This is a genomic window from Buttiauxella sp. BIGb0552 (assembly GCF_004366275.1).
GTDB lineage: Bacteria > Pseudomonadota > Gammaproteobacteria > Enterobacterales > Enterobacteriaceae > Buttiauxella > Buttiauxella gaviniae.
In genome coordinates this window covers 20,964-38,111 of sequence record NZ_SODY01000008.1, presented here as the reverse complement: position 1 = coordinate 38,111, position 17,148 = coordinate 20,964, and the positions used below count along the sequence as shown (strand labels likewise).

General features: G+C 49.1%; 15 protein-coding genes. 11 read left to right on the top strand and 4 right to left on the bottom strand.

Features of this window, described 5'->3' with window-relative positions:
- Positions 1–21: 21 nt before the first annotated feature.
- From EDF88_RS20820 to map, 4 genes are all read right to left on the bottom strand, one after another.
- Positions 22–411, bottom strand: coding sequence for a DUF3461 family protein (locus tag EDF88_RS20820; RefSeq protein WP_034460862.1), 390 nt, complete (start codon positions 409–411; stop codon positions 22–24).
- Positions 412–520: 109 nt separating this feature from the next.
- Positions 521–1,345: a 2,3,4,5-tetrahydropyridine-2,6-dicarboxylate N-succinyltransferase gene (gene dapD, locus EDF88_RS20815; protein ID WP_034461055.1), complete on the bottom strand. Its 825-nt coding sequence runs from the start codon at positions 1,343–1,345 to the stop codon at positions 521–523.
- A 45-nt stretch (positions 1,346–1,390) separates the two neighbouring features.
- The gene (gene glnD, locus EDF88_RS20810; RefSeq protein WP_064516388.1) at positions 1,391–4,063 is read right to left on the bottom strand and encodes a bifunctional uridylyltransferase/uridylyl-removing protein GlnD; all 2,673 of its coding nucleotides are present in this window, start codon (positions 4,061–4,063) and stop codon (positions 1,391–1,393) included.
- A 61-nt stretch (positions 4,064–4,124) separates the two neighbouring features.
- Positions 4,125–4,919, bottom strand: coding sequence for a type I methionyl aminopeptidase (gene map, locus EDF88_RS20805; RefSeq protein WP_064516316.1), 795 nt, complete (start codon positions 4,917–4,919; stop codon positions 4,125–4,127).
- Positions 4,920–5,230: 311 nt separating this feature from the next.
- Between map and rpsB the strand changes: the two genes are divergently transcribed.
- From rpsB to lpxD, 11 genes are all read left to right on the top strand, one after another.
- Positions 5,231–5,956 carry a 30S ribosomal protein S2 gene (gene rpsB, locus EDF88_RS20800; protein WP_064516318.1) on the top strand — a complete coding sequence of 242 codons (726 nt, stop codon included), beginning with the start codon at positions 5,231–5,233 and terminating at the stop codon, positions 5,954–5,956.
- Between the two features lie 153 nt (positions 5,957–6,109).
- Positions 6,110–6,961 carry a translation elongation factor Ts gene (gene tsf, locus EDF88_RS20795; protein ID WP_064516320.1) on the top strand — a complete coding sequence of 284 codons (852 nt, stop codon included), beginning with the start codon at positions 6,110–6,112 and terminating at the stop codon, positions 6,959–6,961.
- Positions 6,962–7,104: 143 nt separating this feature from the next.
- On the top strand, positions 7,105–7,830 hold the full coding sequence (pyrH, locus tag EDF88_RS20790) for a UMP kinase (RefSeq protein WP_064516322.1): 726 nt from the start codon (positions 7,105–7,107) through the stop codon (positions 7,828–7,830).
- 160 nt (positions 7,831–7,990) lie between these two features.
- A complete protein-coding gene (gene frr / locus EDF88_RS20785) occupies positions 7,991–8,548 on the top strand; it encodes a ribosome recycling factor (protein WP_034460857.1) in 558 nt (185 codons plus the stop codon).
- Between the two features lie 109 nt (positions 8,549–8,657).
- Positions 8,658–9,857: a 1-deoxy-D-xylulose-5-phosphate reductoisomerase gene (gene ispC / locus EDF88_RS20780; protein ID WP_064516390.1), complete on the top strand. Its 1,200-nt coding sequence runs from the start codon at positions 8,658–8,660 to the stop codon at positions 9,855–9,857.
- A 186-nt stretch (positions 9,858–10,043) separates the two neighbouring features.
- Positions 10,044–10,796: a (2E,6E)-farnesyl-diphosphate-specific ditrans,polycis-undecaprenyl-diphosphate synthase gene (gene ispU, locus EDF88_RS20775; RefSeq protein ID WP_064516324.1), complete on the top strand. Its 753-nt coding sequence runs from the start codon at positions 10,044–10,046 to the stop codon at positions 10,794–10,796.
- A gap of 18 nt (positions 10,797–10,814) precedes the next feature.
- Positions 10,815–11,672 carry a phosphatidate cytidylyltransferase gene (cdsA, locus tag EDF88_RS20770; RefSeq protein ID WP_064516326.1) on the top strand — a complete coding sequence of 286 codons (858 nt, stop codon included), beginning with the start codon at positions 10,815–10,817 and terminating at the stop codon, positions 11,670–11,672.
- Between the two features lie 11 nt (positions 11,673–11,683).
- A complete protein-coding gene (rseP, locus tag EDF88_RS20765) occupies positions 11,684–13,036 on the top strand; it encodes a sigma E protease regulator RseP (RefSeq protein WP_134186988.1) in 1,353 nt (450 codons plus the stop codon).
- Positions 13,037–13,068: 32 nt separating this feature from the next.
- Positions 13,069–15,483 carry an outer membrane protein assembly factor BamA gene (bamA, locus tag EDF88_RS20760; RefSeq protein ID WP_064516330.1) on the top strand — a complete coding sequence of 805 codons (2,415 nt, stop codon included), beginning with the start codon at positions 13,069–13,071 and terminating at the stop codon, positions 15,481–15,483.
- A 121-nt stretch (positions 15,484–15,604) separates the two neighbouring features.
- Complete coding sequence (gene skp / locus EDF88_RS20755; RefSeq protein ID WP_134186986.1) at positions 15,605–16,105, top strand: molecular chaperone Skp; 501 nt, start codon at positions 15,605–15,607, stop codon at positions 16,103–16,105.
- Positions 16,106–16,108: 3 nt separating this feature from the next.
- Positions 16,109–17,134, top strand: a complete 1,026-nt coding sequence (gene lpxD, locus EDF88_RS20750) for a UDP-3-O-(3-hydroxymyristoyl)glucosamine N-acyltransferase (protein WP_134186984.1) — start codon at positions 16,109–16,111, stop codon at positions 17,132–17,134.
- The last annotated feature ends 14 nt before the right edge of the window (positions 17,135–17,148 follow it).

The following is a 17,148-nucleotide window of genomic DNA, read 5'->3' as shown; positions in this document are numbered from 1 at the left end:
GGAGATTCCGGCCCTTTTGCATTATTTACCGCGGGTTAACTTTTCAAGATCGGATTCAATTTCACTGATCTTGTGAGCAACTACAGATTCCAGATGGCGAAGATCGTCGAGGATTTTGCGTTTCAGATCCACTTCAGTGCGATCTCGTTGGCAAAGTTGATCTAATTCATCAATTACATAGCGCAGATTCGGGCTGATTTCCTGCACTTCTTTGTAACCCTGACCGACGCCATCGGCAACGACAGTTTTGCGCTGGCGTGGGTATTTAAACTTCACGCTTTTAGCGAAAAACTCGCCTTTATCCTTCTGGAAATAGATTTTCAGGATATCGTTATTGGCTTCCTGCCGGAGGCTGTAACGATCGATCTCATCAGGATTGGTAATACCCAGACTTTTCAAGTTATCGTACATAGTGTTACCTTTTTCGATATCAGCAATATCAAGATAATTAACGGAAAAATCCTTTTCCGCTAGCCCTAAATGCTAAAAAGGCGGGAGAGCCCGCCTTTTGCATATTTTATTAGTCGATAGTGCGAAGCAGCTCGTTGATTCCAACTTTGCCGCGAGTTTTCGCGTCGACTTTTTTCACGATAACTGCACAGTACAGGCTGTACTTACCATCTTTAGATGGCAGGTTACCGGAAACGACCACGGAACCTGCTGGCACGCGGCCGTAATGTACTTCACCAGTTTCACGGTCATAAATGCGCGTGCTTTGGCCGATGTAAACGCCCATGGAAATCACAGAACCTTCTTCAACGATAACGCCTTCCACAACTTCTGAACGCGCGCCGATGAAGCAGTTATCTTCAATGATAGTTGGGTTAGCCTGTAATGGCTCCAGAACGCCACCGATGCCTACGCCACCAGACAGGTGAACGTTTTTACCAATCTGCGCACAAGAACCGACAGTTGCCCAGGTATCAACCATAGAGCCTTCATCAACATAAGCGCCGATGTTAACGTAAGAAGGCATCAGAACGGTATTACGTGCGATGTATGCACCCTGGCGAACGGCCGCTGGCGGCACAACGCGGAAACCTTCTTTCTGGAAACGTGCTTCGTCATAGTTGGCGAATTTCATCGGCACTTTGTCGAAGTAACGGCTTTCTGCGCCATCAATAACTTGGTTGTCATTGATACGGAAAGAAAGCAGAACGGCTTTCTTCAGCCATTGGTGGGTAACCCACTGGCCATCAATTTTTTCGGCAACGCGCAGCGCACCGCTGTCGAGCAGGGAGATGACCTGGTTTACCGCTTCACGAGTGACGGTATCAGCATTTGCCGGAGTGATTTCGGCGCGGCGCTCGAAAGCGGTTTCAATTACGTTTTGTAGCTGCTGCATTGGCATTGTGAACATTTTCCTGATTGTGACGAAATTAACAGACTGTTATTTATCGTTTGGATTAAGGGCTGCTGTCAACCGTTGCTGTACTTCCTCTTGCAACTCATTATTAAGAGCACGCCGATCAGCGGTAGCTATTATAAATAAATCTTCTACTCGCTCGCCAATTGTCGTAATTCTCGCCCCGTAAAGTGAAATTCCGAGGTCAGCAAACACTTCACCTACCCGCGCCAGTAAGCCTGGCTGATCCAACGCAATCAGTTCCAGGAATGTGCGCCTGTCAGTATGAGTAGGCAGGAAATTGACTTCGGTATCGACGGTAAAGTGGCGCAGTTTGGCGGACTGGCGGCGCGGTTGAGGCGTCTGCCAGCTGGCCTGCGTAATAGCCTGTTCAATACTGTGGCGGATGAGTTCGTGCCTGTCGGCGGAAAGCGGGCTGCCATCCGGCTCCAGCACAATAAAGGTGTCCATTGCCATGCCGTCGCGCGTAGTAAATATTTGTGCGTCATGAACGCTCAGGTTGCGCCTGTCCAGCTCGGCACAAACAGCGGCGAACAGGTGAGGGCGATCAGGGCTCCAGATGAAGATTTCGGTACCACCACGTGTTGCCTGTGGGCTAAGCAAAATCATCGGTTTGCTGAGGTCGTGCTTCAGCAAGTGTCGCGCATGCCATGCAATTTGGTTTGGCGTGTGGCGAACAAAATAGTTGGCCCGACAGCGGCGCCAGATATTGTGCAGCGCCTCTTCGTTGATGTTATCCATACGCAGTAACGCCAGCGCCTGAAGTTGATGGTGGCGTACACGCTCACGCATATCCGGGCTGTTTTGCATCCCACGACGCAGCTGTTTTTCTGTGGCGAAATAGAGTTCCCGCAACAGACTCTGTTTCCAGCTATTCCATAAGGTTTCGTTGGTCGCACAGATATCAGCGACGGTCAGGCAAACCAGGTAACGCAGGCGGTTTTCAGTCTGCACTTCTTCAGCAAACTGCTTAATCACTTCCGGGTCCTGGATATCACGACGCTGCGCGGTGACTGACATCAGCAAATGTTGGCGCACCAGCCACGCGACAAGTTGCGTCTCGCGAGAGTTCAACCCGTGCAGTTCGGCAAACTTTATAACGTCCTCCGCGCCCAGAACCGAGTGATCCCCGCCACGGCCTTTGGCGATGTCATGGAACAGGGCTGCAATCAAGATAAGCTCTGGATGCGACAGGCGCGGCCAGAGATCGACACATAATGGATGCTTCGGACGGGTTTCTTCTTTCGCGAAGCTTTCCAGTTTTTGCAGCACGCGAATAGTGTGTTCATCCACCGTATACGCATGGAACAGGTCAAACTGCATCTGCCCGACGATATGCGACCACTGCGGCATATATGCCCACAACACGCTGTGGCGGTGCATTGGCAATAAGGCGCGGCTCACGGCACCGGGGTGGCGCAATATCGTGAGGAACAGCTCGCGCGCTTCCGGAATGTAGCAAAGCGGCTGTACTAAATGGCGACGCGCATGACGCAAATGGCGTAGGGTGGTTGAGTAAATTCCGGTGATGTCACGGTTACGCACCATCATGTAAAACATACGCAAAATAGCCTGCGGTTCACGCATAAATAGCGTTTCGTCACGCAGATCAATCAGAGTGCCGCGTAACTGGAAGTCATCATCAAGTGGGCGCGGTTTTTCGCTGGCATCTAACGCAAGAATCGCTTCATCAAACAACTGCAACAGCATTTGGTTAAGCTCACCGACGCGACGGGTCACACGATAGAAATCTTTCATCATGTGTTCGACCGGCTGATTGCCTTCACCGTTGTAATCCAGACGTTGAGCAACGCTGAGCTGCCTGTCGAATAACAAACGGTTGTCATAGCGATTTACTTCGAGATGTAAAGCGAAGCGAATACGCCACAGCAAGTGTTGGCACTCATCCAGTTCATTTCTTTCTGCTTCGGTTAAAAAACCAAAGCCGACCATTTCACTCATGGACGTGGCACCAAAATGGCGACGCGCGACCCATTGCAGCGTATGGATGTCACGCAAACCGCCGGGGCTGCTTTTGATATCTGGCTCGAGGTTATAACTTGTGCCGTGGTAACGCTGATGACGAACATTTTGCTCATCAATTTTTGCGGCAAAGAACTTGGCAGATGGCCAGAAACCGTCGCTGAAAATGTGTTTTTGCAGTTCAAGGAAGAGTGCGACATCGCCAATCAGTAAGCGTGACTCAATCAGGTTGGTGGCAACTGTTAAATCAGACAGGCCTTCGAGCAGGCACTCTTCAAGCGTGCGTACGCTGTGGCCGACTTCTAACTTTACGTCCCACAACAGAGTGAGAAGTTCACCGATTTTCTGGGATTGCGGCTCGCTCAGACGTTTACGGCTGAGTATCAGCAAATCAATATCAGATAACGGATGAAGTTCACCGCGCCCGTAACCACCCACCGCGACGAGCGCGGTTTCAGCGACATCACCAAAACCGTAGTTTACCCACAACCGTTGCAGTAACTGGTCGATAAACTCGGTGCGGGCATCGATAAGTTTTTCGGCGGAAATACCGTCGTCAAATGCTGTCCCCAACCACTGCTGGAAAGTGTCGAGGCGGGCTTTGATTTCGGCGCAATTAAGCTCTGAGTCTGTCCAGTTGACAGGGTATTCAGGTTGCCCGGAAATCTCAGGAAGCACTGTGGTTGCGTACTGCTCGGGTAAGCTCGGTGTCATGTCGCCATCCATAAAAAAAGCCGGCATAAGCCGGCTTCGATTGCTGACTTTCGCCAGGCAATCAGTCGTTATGCGAAATCACCGCGGGGATGGTGTCATCTTTGCGTAAGGTGAGAATTTCGCAGCCGTTATCTGTCACCACAATAGTATGCTCGTATTGTGCAGACAAGCTGCGATCTTTGGTTTTCACCGTCCAGCCGTCTTTCATGGTGCGAATGCGGTAATCGCCGGAGTTCACCATCGGCTCGATAGTGAAAGTCATGCCCGGTTGCAGCACCACGCCACCGTCATCAGCATCGTAATGCAGCACTTGCGGTTCTTCGTGGAATACGCGGCCAATACCGTGCCCACAGTATTCGCGAACCACAGAAAAACCTTCAGCTTCAACGAACTTCTGAATGGCTGCACCCAGAGTGCGCAGGCGAATACCTGGTTTTACCATGCGAAGAGACAAATACAGGCTTTCTTGAGTCACGCGGCACAGACGCTCACCCAGAATGGTCGGTTTGCCAACGATGAACATTTTTGAGGTGTCGCCGTGGTATTCATCTTTGATAACGGTAACGTCGATGTTGACGATGTCACCATCTTTCAGGAGTTTAGCGTCATCAGGAATACCGTGGCAGACCACTTCATTAATGGAGATGCACACGGATTTCGGGAAGCCATGGTAGCCAAGGCACGCGGAAACCGCTTGCTGTTGGTTAACAATGTAATCGTTACAAATACGGTCCAGTTCGCCAGTGGAAATGCCCGGTCGTACGTGGGATTCAATCATTTCCAGCACTTCAGCGGCAAGGCGGCCCGCAACGCGCATTTTTTCGATTTCTTCAGGTGTTTTAATTGAGATAGCCATTCATTCGATCCGCAGGTGTCGTCGTTATCGACAATAATTGAGCAGTAGTGGGGTAATGGTATCAGGGCCTACGATCGGTGCCAAATCGAGAATCGGTGTGCGCACTATCCACTAACAACTATTGGAGTCCGGGTCTGTTTTATGGTATAAAGCGCGCCGGACTTGTATTCCGATTTTTCGGATACGGCCAACACTCTCACTTTGTGTAAATAACACACACGTATCGACACATATTCCGGGGTGCCCTTAGGGGTCGGTAATATGGGATACGTGGAGGCTTAACCCCATACTTTTATATAGAGGTTTTAATCATGGCAACTGTTTCCATGCGCGACATGCTCAAGGCTGGTGTTCACTTCGGTCACCAAACCCGTTACTGGAACCCGAAAATGAAGCCTTTCATCTTCGGCGCTCGTAACAAAGTTCACATCATCAACCTTGAAAAAACTGTACCTATGTTCAACGAAGCTTTGGCTGAACTGAGCAAGATTTCTTCTCGTAAAGGCAAAATCCTTTTCGTTGGTACTAAGCGTGCTGCAAGCGAACCAGTAAAAGAAGCTGCTCTGAGCTGCGATCAGTTCTTCGTGAACCATCGCTGGTTGGGCGGTATGCTGACTAACTGGAAAACTGTTCGTCAGTCCATCAAACGTCTGAAAGACCTGGAAATCCAGTCTCAGGACGGTACCTTCGACAAACTGACCAAGAAAGAAGCGCTGATGCGTACCCGTGAGCTGATTAAGTTAGAAAACAGCCTCGGCGGTATCAAAGACATGGGCGGCTTGCCGGATGCACTGTTTGTAATCGACGCTGATCACGAACACATTGCAATCAAAGAAGCGAACAACCTGGGTATCCCAGTATTCTCTATCGTTGATACTAACTCCGATCCAGATGGCGTTGATTTCGTTATCCCTGGTAACGACGATGCAATCCGTGCTGTAACCCTGTATCTGGGTGCTGTAGCTGCTACCGTTCGTGAAGGCCGCTCTCAGGATCTGGCTTCTCAGGCAGAAGAAAGCTTCGTAGAAGCTGAATAATAAGGTTCGCTCTTATTTGAGCTCTTATTAACCAGGTATTGAATAGTTTGGTTAGGGGGCCTGTCTCAGGCCCCCTTTTTATTTTGAGCCAGGGTTCGTCTATTTCGTGGACCAGGGCTTATCTCTCTCTACGAGATAACCGAGGATTTTAGAATGGCTGATATTACTGCTGCTCTGGTAAAAGAACTGCGTGAACGTACTGGCGCAGGCATGATGGATTGCAAAAAGTCACTGACTGAAGCTAATGGCGACATCGAGCTGGCAATCGAAAACATGCGTAAGTCTGGTGCGATCAAAGCAGCTAAGAAAGCAGGCAACGTAGCTGCTGACGGCGTGATCAAAACTAAGATCGCAGACGGCTACGCTGTGATTCTGGAAGTTAACTGCCAGACTGACTTCGTTGCTAAAGATGGTGGTTTCCAGGCATTTGCTGACAAAGTGCTGGACGCTGCTGCTGCAGGCAAAGTTACTGACATCGAAGTACTGAAAGCACAGTTCGAAGAAGAGCGTGTTGCACTGGTTGCTAAAATCGGTGAGAACATCAACATTCGTCGTGTTGCTGTTCTGGAAGGTGATGTTCTGGGTAGCTACCTGCACGGTGCTCGCATCGGTGTTGTTGTTGCAGCTAAAGGCGCTGACGAAGAGCTGGTTAAGCAAATCGCTATGCACGTTGCTGCAAGCAAGCCAGAATTCGTTAAGCCAGAAGACGTGTCTGCTGAAGTTGTTGAGAAAGAGTACCAGGTTCAGCTGGACATCGCTATGCAGTCTGGCAAGCCGAAAGAAATCGCAGAGAAAATGGTTGAAGGCCGCATGAAGAAATTCACCGGTGAAGTTTCTCTGACTGGTCAGCCTTTCGTTATCGAGCCAAGCAAAACTGTTGGTCAGTTGCTGAAAGAGCACAATGCTGACGTAACTGGCTTCATCCGCTTTGAAGTGGGCGAAGGCATCCAGAAAGTTGAGACTGACTTCGCAGCAGAAGTTGCTGCAATGTCCAAGCAGTCTTAATTTTTAAAGGGAGCCGCCAATTGGCGGTTCCTTTTTATCTGGCTTTAAAAATCAGCCTGCTCTGATACAGATCTTGTTGATATGCGACATTATGTCGTCTGAATTTACCATCCCCATTCGTTGACTGTTCCCAGGAAAGAATCATGGCTACCAATGCAAAACCTGTCTACAAACGCATTCTGCTCAAGCTAAGCGGCGAAGCGCTGCAAGGTACCGAAGGCTTCGGTATTGATGCAAGCATCCTTGATCGTATGGCTCAGGAAATTAAAGAGCTGGTTGAATTGGGTATTCAGGTCGGGGTGGTGATTGGTGGTGGCAACTTATTCCGCGGTGCAGGCCTGGCAAAAGCCGGTATGAACCGTGTTGTGGGCGACCACATGGGCATGCTGGCAACCGTAATGAACGGCCTGGCAATGCGTGATGCGCTTCATCGCGCCTATGTGAACGCCCGCCTGATGTCTGCTATTCCATTGAATGGCGTATGTGATAACTACAGCTGGGCAGAAGCTATCAGCTTGCTGCGCAATAACCGCGTAGTTATCCTGGCAGCTGGTACCGGTAATCCGTTCTTTACTACTGACTCTGCTGCGTGTTTGCGTGGTATTGAGATTGAAGCGGACGTAGTACTGAAAGCCACGAAAGTAGATGGCGTGTTTACTGCGGATCCGGTTCAAGATCCTACCGCCACGCTTTGTGAGCAATTGACCTATACCGAAGTACTGGAAAAAGAACTGAAAGTGATGGATTTGGCGGCGTTTACGCTGGCCCGCGATCACAAAATACCGATTCGTGTTTTCAATATGAACAAACCTGGTGCGCTTCGCCGTGTGGTCATGGGTGAAAAAGAAGGCACATTGATCACTGAGTAATTTCAGTCGATGCTTAATCAGGGTAAGATTCAGTTTCAGATAGTGTTAACAGGCAACCCCAACGGGCGCCATGAATAAACAGGGCTATACTTAGCTCGCAGCGTCTGCATAGCGGCGTGAAGTGTGGTCTGCCCTAAACCAGTTTTCAAGGATTCGTAACGTGATTAGCGATATCAGAAAAGATGCCGAAGTGCGTATGGAAAAATGCGTAGAAGCGTTCAAAACCCAAATCAGTAAAATCCGCACCGGCCGCGCCTCTCCATCTCTGCTGGACGGCATCATTGTGGAGTATTACGGCACCCCGACTCCACTGCGCCAATTGGCAAGCGTAACGGTTGAAGATTCTCGCACACTGAAGATCAACGTGTTTGACCGCTCATTGAGCCAGGCCGTTGAGAAAGCGATCATGACTTCCGACCTCGGTCTGAACCCAAGCTCTGCTGGTACTGACATTCGTGTTCCACTACCTGCACTGACTGAAGAACGCCGTAAAGATCTGATCAAAATTGTACGTGGCGAAGCTGAAGGCGCACGCGTGGCGGTTCGTAACGTTCGCCGTGATGCTAACGACAAAGTTAAAGCGCTGCTGAAAGATAAAGAAATCAGTGAAGATGACGATCGCCGTTCTCAGGACGACGTTCAGAAAATGACTGATGCTGCTATCAAGAAAGTAGATGCTGCACTTGCTGAGAAAGAAGCTGAGTTGATGCAGTTCTAATCCGTTGAGATGACGGATCAAACGCCGTATGCAAGCCGTGGCTCATGCCACGATTATTGTCTACGGCGTTTTTTATTTGATTATTCATACTAAAACTCCAGAGCGTCCCATGAAGCAACTGACCATTCTTGGCTCTACCGGATCTATCGGTACCAGTACCCTCAGCGTTGTTCGTCATAATCCTGATAAGTTTTCCGTCACGGCCCTGGTTGCCGGGAAAAATGTCGCGCGCATGGCTGAGCAGTGCCTGGAGTTCAAGCCTCGCTGGGCAGTAATGGATGATGAAGTCTCTGCCGGTGAGTTACGCCGTTTGCTCAAAGAGCAGGGGAGTCGCACTGAAGTTCTGGCGGGGCAGCAGGCGGCTTGTGAAATGGCTGCGCTGGACGAAGTGAATCAGGTTATGGCAGCTATTGTTGGGGCAGCAGGTCTGTTACCCACGCTTGCGGCGATTGCGGCGGGTAAGCAAGTTTTGCTGGCAAATAAAGAAGCACTGGTGACTTGTGGGCGTCTGTTTATGGATGCTGTACAACGAAGCCACGCACAGCTTCTGCCTATCGACAGCGAACACAACGCAATTTTTCAGAGTTTACCGGAAACAATTCAGCAAAACCTCGGGTACGCTGAACTTGAGGGTAATGGCGTTTCGTCGATTATTCTTACCGGATCAGGTGGCCCATTCCGTGAGACGCCGTTAGGTGAACTGACAGTAATGACTCCGGACCAGGCTTGTAGCCATCCGAACTGGTCGATGGGGCGTAAAATCTCAGTCGACTCGGCCACCATGATGAACAAAGGTCTCGAATACATTGAAGCTCGTTGGCTATTCAATGCTTCAGCTAAACAAATGGAAGTACTGATACATCCGCAGTCGGTTATCCACTCGATGGTTCGTTATCGTGATGGTAGTGTGCTGGCGCAGTTAGGCGCTCCAGATATGCGCACGCCTATCGCGCACGCCATGGCATTTCCTGAGCGCGTGCAGTCAGGTGTTGAACCGCTCGATTTTTGTAAAATCGGCACTTTCACCTTTATGGAACCGGACTATCATCGCTATCCTTGTCTGAAGCTTGCGATGGAAGCATTTGAGCAAGGACAGGCTGCAACGACCGTACTGAACGCAGCAAATGAAATTGTGGTTGAGGCTTTCTTGCAACAACAGCTACGTTTTACAGACATTGCTTCCTTAAATCGTGCCGTCCTTGATAGTGTTGAATTGACTGAGCCGAAGAGTGTGGAAGAGGTTCTTGCTGTTGATGCGAAAGCACGCGAGGTTGCCCGAGGTTTGGTGACGCGCATCGCTTCTCGATGATTATTTATTCAGCTGATATGCCTCTATTTGTTAGCTTTGTGCTTCAGTGATATAGTCTGCGCCATCTTTCGGCCAGGAATAACTGACTGAAAGATTGGTAAGCCGTGTTATAGCACGGCTTTTTTATGTAAAAGCTGAGATCATTCTGAGTACCGCTTAATCCTTATCTGGGAATAATTACGCGTTATGTTGTCTGCAAACCAACAATTAAGCGAAACACAATCCGAACATGGCGCGCGCCATGTTGCCATTATTATGGATGGCAACGGTCGCTGGGCGAAACGACAAGGGAAGATGAGGGTTTCCGGCCATAAGGCTGGGGCGAAATCTGTTCGCCGGGCGGTAAGTTTTGCGGCAAATAATGGTATAGATGCACTTACGCTCTATGCTTTTAGTAGTGAAAACTGGAATCGTCCAGCTCAAGAAGTTAGCGCACTAATGGAGTTGTTTGTGTGGGCTTTAGACAGTGAAGTCAAAAGTCTGCATCGTCACAATGTCCGTTTGCGTATTATCGGCGATATCAGCCGATTCAATGCTCGCCTGCAAGAACGTATCAAAAAAGCCGAAGACTTAACGAGTGCCAACACAGGTTTGACTCTCAATATTGCCGCGAACTATGGCGGTCGTTGGGATATTATTCAAGGTGTGCGGCATCTTGCCGAACAGGTGCAAGAAGGCTTACTACGTCCAGACCAGATTGATGAAGAGATGCTGAGTAAGCAAATCTGCATGAATGAACTGGCTCCCGTAGATTTAGTAATTAGGACAGGGGGAGAGCATCGTATTAGTAACTTTCTGATTTGGCAGATTGCCTATGCAGAACTTTATTTCACCGATGTTCTTTGGCCTGATTTCGATGAACAAGACTTTGAAGGTGCACTAAATGCTTTTGCAAATCGAGAGCGTCGTTTTGGCGGCACAGCACCTGGTAGTGAGTAAGCCTGTTGGGGGTCACTTTTGCTGAAGTATCGCCTGCTTTCTGCGTTTATTTTAATCCCGGTGGTTATTGCCGCGTTATTCTGGCTTCCACCAGTAGGATTTGCTATTACAACCCTCGTGGTATGTATGCTGGCAGCCTGGGAATGGGGACAATTGGCAGGTTTTAAAGCACGTTCTCAACGTGTATGGCTTGCTGTATTGTGTGGTCTGTTACTGGCATTAATGCTTTATGCATTACCCGAATACCAGCGTACGGTTCATATTCCGTTGATTGAGGCTTCGCTATGGGCATCACTTGCCTGGTGGTTTGCCGCGCTGTTACTGGTGTTGTTTTATCCGGGTTCTGCATCAATCTGGCGCAACTCAAAAACGTTGCGTCTATTGTTTGGCGTATTAACGATTGTGCCGTTTTTCTGGGGCATGATTGTATTACGTAACTGGCATTACGATATTAACCACTACACTGGCTCAATCTGGCTGTTGTATGTGATGGTTCTGGTCTGGGGTGCAGACTCCGGTGCTTATATGTTTGGCAAAATGTTTGGCAAACACAAATTAGCGCCGAAAGTGTCTCCGGGTAAAACCTGGCAGGGCTTCTTTGGTGGGTTGTTCACTTCTGCGATTATCTCCGTGCTGTTCGGCATGTGGGCGAATCTGGATGTGTCACCGGCTATTCTGTTGACCTGTTCGGTTATTGCCGCTCTTGCTTCAGTATTGGGCGATTTAACCGAAAGTATGTTTAAGCGTGAAGCAGGGATTAAAGATAGCGGTCACCTGATCCCCGGTCATGGTGGTATCCTTGACCGCATTGATAGCCTCACAGCAGCAGTACCGGTATTTGCCTGTCTGTTATTGCTGGTATTCAGGACGATTTAACGGAAGGTTATATGCTGAGCTTACTCTGGAATTTGGCTGCGTTTATTGTCGCACTGGGTGTATTAATTACCGTGCATGAGTTCGGCCATTTCTGGGTTGCTCGCCGCTGTGGTGTCAAAGTAGAGCGCTTTTCCATTGGTTTTGGTAAAGCGCTCTGGCGTCGTTCCGATCGCCACGGTACCGAATTTGTAATCGCCCTGATCCCACTGGGTGGTTATGTCAAAATGCTTGATGAGCGTGTTGAGCCGGTTACGCCCGAACTACGCCATCAGGCCTTTAATAACAAAACCGTTTCTCAACGCGCTGCAATTATTGCAGCCGGTCCTATTGCTAACTTTATCTTCGCTGTGTTTGCCTACTGGCTGGTGTTTATCATCGGTGTCCCTGGTGTTCGTCCGGTTGTTGGTGAAGTAATGCCCAACTCGATAGCAGCAGAAGCACAAATTGCACCAGGCATGGAACTTAAAGCGATAGATGGTATCGAAACGCCTGACTGGGAATCGGTTCAACTTGAGTTGATGGCAAAGATTGGTGATGACAGTGTTAATCTTACGCTGGCACCACTAGGTTCAAATCTGAAAAGTGAGAAAACGCTTGATTTGCGCCACTGGCAATTTGAGCCAGAAAAGCAGGATCCGATTACTTCATTAGGCATCGGACCTCGCCGTCCGCAAATTGAAACGGTATTACAAGAAGTACAGCCCGATTCCGCAGCGAGCAAAGCGGGTTTGCAAGCCGGGGACAGGATCGTTAAAGTCAACGGTGCGGCGCTTGCTCAGTGGACAGAATTTGTTAGTCAGGTGCGTGACAATCCAGGTCACCCACTGGAGCTAGAAATAGAAAGACAAGGGGCACTCTTGTCTTTAACGCTGATACCGGATACAAAACCGGGTAAAGCGAAGGCTGAAGGGTTTGCGGGGGTAGTACCAAAAGTTATCCCGCTGCCTGATGAGTATAAAACAGTACGCCAGTATGGGCCGTTTGCTGCTGTCGCAGAAGCCACAGATAAAACCTGGCAACTGATGAAGCTTACAGTCAACATGCTGGGAAAATTAATAACCGGTGACATCAAACTGAATAACCTCAGTGGGCCAATCTCTATAGCTCAAGGGGCAGGGATGTCAGCGGAATCTGGGTTGATTTACTATCTGATGTTCCTGGCGCTGATTAGCGTTAATCTGGGGATAATCAACCTGTTTCCGTTACCCGTCCTGGACGGGGGGCATCTGCTCTTTTTGGCGATTGAAAAGCTAAAGGGTGGGCCGGTTTCCGAGCGAGTTCAAGACTTTAGTTACCGCATTGGCTCTATATTGCTGGTGCTGTTGATGGGGCTTGCACTTTTCAATGATTTCTCTCGGTTTTAGAGAGAATAGGTTAGGAAGAACGCATAACAACGATGGCGATGAAAAAGTTGCTCATAGCGTCGCTGCTGTTTAGCAGCGCCACCGTATACGGTGCAGACGGGTTCGTGGTGAAGGATATTCATTTCGAAGGCCTGCAGCGAGTCGCCGTCGGTGCGGCCCTCCTCAGCATGCCGGTTCGCGTAGGCGATACTGTCTCTGACGAGGATATCAGTAATACTATTCGTTCACTGTTTGCTACCGGGAACTTCGAAGATGTCCGGGTACTTCGTGATGGCGAAACGTTAGTTGTTCAGGTGAAAGAACGCCCGACAATCGCGAGTATTACCTTCTCCGGTAACAAGTCCGTGAAGGACGACATGCTCAAGCAGAACCTCGAGGCTTCTAGTGTGCGTGTCGGCGAATCACTGGATAGAACGACCCTGGCTGATATTGAAAAAGGGCTGGAAGATTTCTACTACAGCGTTGGTAAGTACAGTGCCAGCGTGAAAGCCGTTGTTACGCCATTGCCGCGTAACCGTGTTGACCTGAAACTGGTATTCCAGGAAGGCGTTTCTGCCAAAATTCAGCAAATCAACATCGTCGGCAACCATGCGTTTACGACTGATGAACTCATTTCGCATTTCCAGTTGCGCGATGAAGTGCCATGGTGGAACGTGGTGGGTGACCGTAAATACCAGAAACAGAAGCTGGCCGGCGACCTCGAAACGCTGCGCAGTTACTATCTGGATCGCGGTTATGCACGCTTTAACATCGATTCGACTCAGGTCAGTTTGACGCCTGATAAGAAAAGCATTTACGTGACCATCAACGTTACAGAAGGCGATCAATACAAGATTGCTGGCGTGACGGTGAACGGTAATCTGGCAGGGCACTCAGCAGAAATTGAAACGCTGACTAAACTCAAACCAGGTGAGCTTTATAACGGCACCAAAGTGACCAAGATGGAAGACGACATCAAGAAATTGTTGGGTCGTTATGGTTACGCCTATCCACGAGTGCAGACACAACCTGAAATCAACGATGCAGATAAGACCGTTAAACTGCATGTGAACGTTGATTCTGGTAACCGTTACTACGTGCGTAAAATTCGTTTTGAAGGCAACGACACCAGTAAAGATTCAGTCCTGCGTCGCGAAATGCGCCAAATGGAAGGGACTTGGCTGGGTAGCGATCTTGTGAACTCAGGTAAAGATCGTCTGAATCGTTTGGGTTACTTCGAAACTGTAGATGTTGATACGCAACGTGTGTCAGGTAGCCCTGACCAGGTTGATGTGGTCTACAAAGTTAAAGAGCGCAACACCGGTAGTTTCAACTTTGGTGTGGGTTACGGTACTGAAAGTGGTATCAGTTTCCAGGTCGGTGTCCAACAGGATAACTGGTTAGGAACAGGCTACTCGGTTGGTATCAACGGTACCAAAAACGATTATCAGACATATGCTGAATTGTCGGTAACCGATCCGTACTTTACAGTTGATGGCGTGAGCCTCGGTGGCCGTCTCTTCTACAATGACTTTAAAGCTGATGACGCGGATCTTTCTGACTACACCAACACAAGTTATGGTGTGGACGGAACGCTTGGCTTCCCGGTTAACGAAAACAACACATTGCGTCTGGGCTTAGGTTACGTGCATAACGACCTGTCCAACATGCAGCCACAGGTTGCGATGTGGCGTTATTTGGATTCTGTTGGTCAATCGGCTAGCACATCATCTGATGACAATGGTTTTGCTGCAGATGACTTCACGCTGAACTATGGTTGGACGTACAACAAGCTTGACCGTGGTTACTTCCCAACAGAAGGCTCACGCGTAAACCTGAACGGTAAAGTGACCGTTCCGGGTTCAGATAACGAGTTCTATAAAGTGACTCTGGATACTGCGAGCTACTTCCCAATTGATGAGGATCATACCTGGGTCATGTTAGGACGTACTCGTTGGGGCTACGGTGATGGTCTTGGCGGCAAAGAAATGCCGTTCTATGAGAACTTCTATGCCGGTGGTTCCAGTACTGTTCGTGGTTTCCAGTCAAATAACATTGGTCCTAAAGCTGTTTATTACGGCGGCAATGATACAGATAACTGTAACAAAGCTTCGTCAACTGAAGTTTGTAGTTCTGACGATGCAGTCGGTGGTAACGCAATGGCAGTGGCAAGTCTTGAACTTATCACGCCAACGCCGTTCTTGAGCGAGAAGTACGCGAACTCTGTGCGTACTTCCGTGTTCATGGACATGGGTACTGTTTGGGATACTAACTGGGATAATACCAAGTATTCTGCAGACGGGATTCCGGACTACAGTGACCCAAGTAATATTCGTATGTCAGCAGGTATCGCATTGCAATGGATGTCACCGCTGGGGCCGTTGGTCTTCTCTTATGCCCAACCGTTCAAGAAGTACGAAGGCGACAAAGCGGAACAGTTCCAGTTTAACATTGGTAAAACCTGGTAACTGTTCTGTGCGAAGGAATGCATAAAAGCAGTGTAGCGTTGATGCCAGTTCGCTAAATGCAGAACTGGCACACGCAAAAAAGAGTGTCTTCGGACACATTCGGGATGGTAAGGAGTTTATTGTGAAAAAGTGGTTATTTGCCGCAGGTCTTGGCCTCGCTATGGCTGCATCTGCCAGCGTTCAAGCAGCTGACAGCATTGCTGTAGTAAACATGGGCAACCTGTTCCAACAGGTAGCACAGAGCACCGGTGTGTCTAAAACTCTTGAAAACGAGTTTAAAGGCCGCGCAAGCGAGTTGCAGAATATGGAAGGCGACCTGCAGTCCAAAATGCAAAAGCTGCAACGCGATGGTTCTACCATGAAAGCTGCTGACCGCAGCAAAGCTGAAAAAGATCTGATGGCTCAACGTCAGCAGTTCCAGACTAAAGCTCAGGCATTCGAACAAGATCGTCAACGTCGCTCTAACGAAGAGCGTGGCAAACTGGTTACTCGTATTCAGAGCGCAGTGAAGAAAGTTGCTGACGACAAAGGCATCGACGTAGTTCTGGATGCTAACACCGTTGCTTATGCTGGCAGCAGTGTTAAAGACATCACTTCAGATGTTCTGAAACAGGTTAAATAAGTAATGTCTTCAATTCGACTGGCTGATTTAGCCCAGCAGTTGGATGCAGATTTGCACGGTGATGGCGATCTCGTCATCACCGGCGTTGCATCTATGCAAACGGCCCAGGCTGGCCAAATTACGTTCATGGTTAACCCACGTTACCGTGAGCAATTGGCTGTTTGCCAGGCTTCTGCCGTCGTTATGACTGAAGCCGACCTCCCTTTCGCACATAGCGCGGTATTGGTAGTGAAGAATCCCTACCTCACATATGCTCGCATGGCGCAAATCCTTGATTCCACGCCGCAACCTGCTCAAAACATCGCACCAAGTGCAGTGATTGATGCAACTGCGACGTTGGGTAATAACGTAGCCATTGGCGCCAATGCGGTTATCGAATCTGGCGTAGTGCTTGGTGATAACGTCGTGATTGGTCCTGGCTGTTTCGTGGGTAAACACACCAAAATTGGTGCTGGCACACGCCTGTGGGCGAATGTGTCGATTTACCATGAAATCCAGATCGGTGAACAGTGCCTGGTTCAGTCCGGTACCGTCATCGGTTCAGATGGTTTTGGTTATGCTAACGATCGTGGCAATTGGGTGAAGATCCCCCAACTTGGTCGCGTGATTATTGGCGATCGTGTCGAGATCGGTGCTTGTACTACGATTGACCGTGGCGCACTAGACGACACGATTATTGGCAATGGTGTTATCATTGATAATCAATGCCAGATTGCACATAACGTTGTGATTGGCGACAATACTGCTGTTGCTGGCGGTGTGATCATGGCAGGCAGCCTGAAAATTGGCCGTTACTGCATGATTGGTGGTGCCAGTGTTATCAATGGCCATATGGAAATCTGCGATAAAGTCACCGTGACTGGAATGGGCATGGTAATGCGCCCTATCACAGAGCCGGGGGTTTACTCCTCAGGTATTCCACTACAGCCGAACAAAGTGTGGCGTAAAACAGCCGCGTTGGTGATGAATATCGACGAGATCAGCAAACGCTTGAAATCCGTTGAGAAAAAAATCAATCAACAAGACTAAAAGTCACCCGCCCA

Coding starts and splice junctions, on each gene's coding strand:
- dapD (WP_034461055.1), bottom strand. CDS start 1,345: ATGCAGCAGCTACAAAACGTAATTGAAACCGCTTTCGAGCGCCGCGCC.
- ispU (WP_064516324.1), top strand. CDS start 10,044: ATGTTGTCTGCAAACCAACAATTAAGCGAAACACAATCCGAACATGGC.
- ispC (WP_064516390.1), top strand. CDS start 8,658: ATGAAGCAACTGACCATTCTTGGCTCTACCGGATCTATCGGTACCAGT.
- rpsB (WP_064516318.1), top strand. CDS start 5,231: ATGGCAACTGTTTCCATGCGCGACATGCTCAAGGCTGGTGTTCACTTC.
- EDF88_RS20820 (WP_034460862.1), bottom strand. CDS start 411: ATGTACGATAACTTGAAAAGTCTGGGTATTACCAATCCTGATGAGATC.
- pyrH (WP_064516322.1), top strand. CDS start 7,105: ATGGCTACCAATGCAAAACCTGTCTACAAACGCATTCTGCTCAAGCTA.
- lpxD (WP_134186984.1), top strand. CDS start 16,109: ATGTCTTCAATTCGACTGGCTGATTTAGCCCAGCAGTTGGATGCAGAT.
- glnD (WP_064516388.1), bottom strand. CDS start 4,063: ATGACACCGAGCTTACCCGAGCAGTACGCAACCACAGTGCTTCCTGAG.
- tsf (WP_064516320.1), top strand. CDS start 6,110: ATGGCTGATATTACTGCTGCTCTGGTAAAAGAACTGCGTGAACGTACT.
- map (WP_064516316.1), bottom strand. CDS start 4,919: ATGGCTATCTCAATTAAAACACCTGAAGAAATCGAAAAAATGCGCGTT.
- bamA (WP_064516330.1), top strand. CDS start 13,069: ATGGCGATGAAAAAGTTGCTCATAGCGTCGCTGCTGTTTAGCAGCGCC.
- rseP (WP_134186988.1), top strand. CDS start 11,684: ATGCTGAGCTTACTCTGGAATTTGGCTGCGTTTATTGTCGCACTGGGT.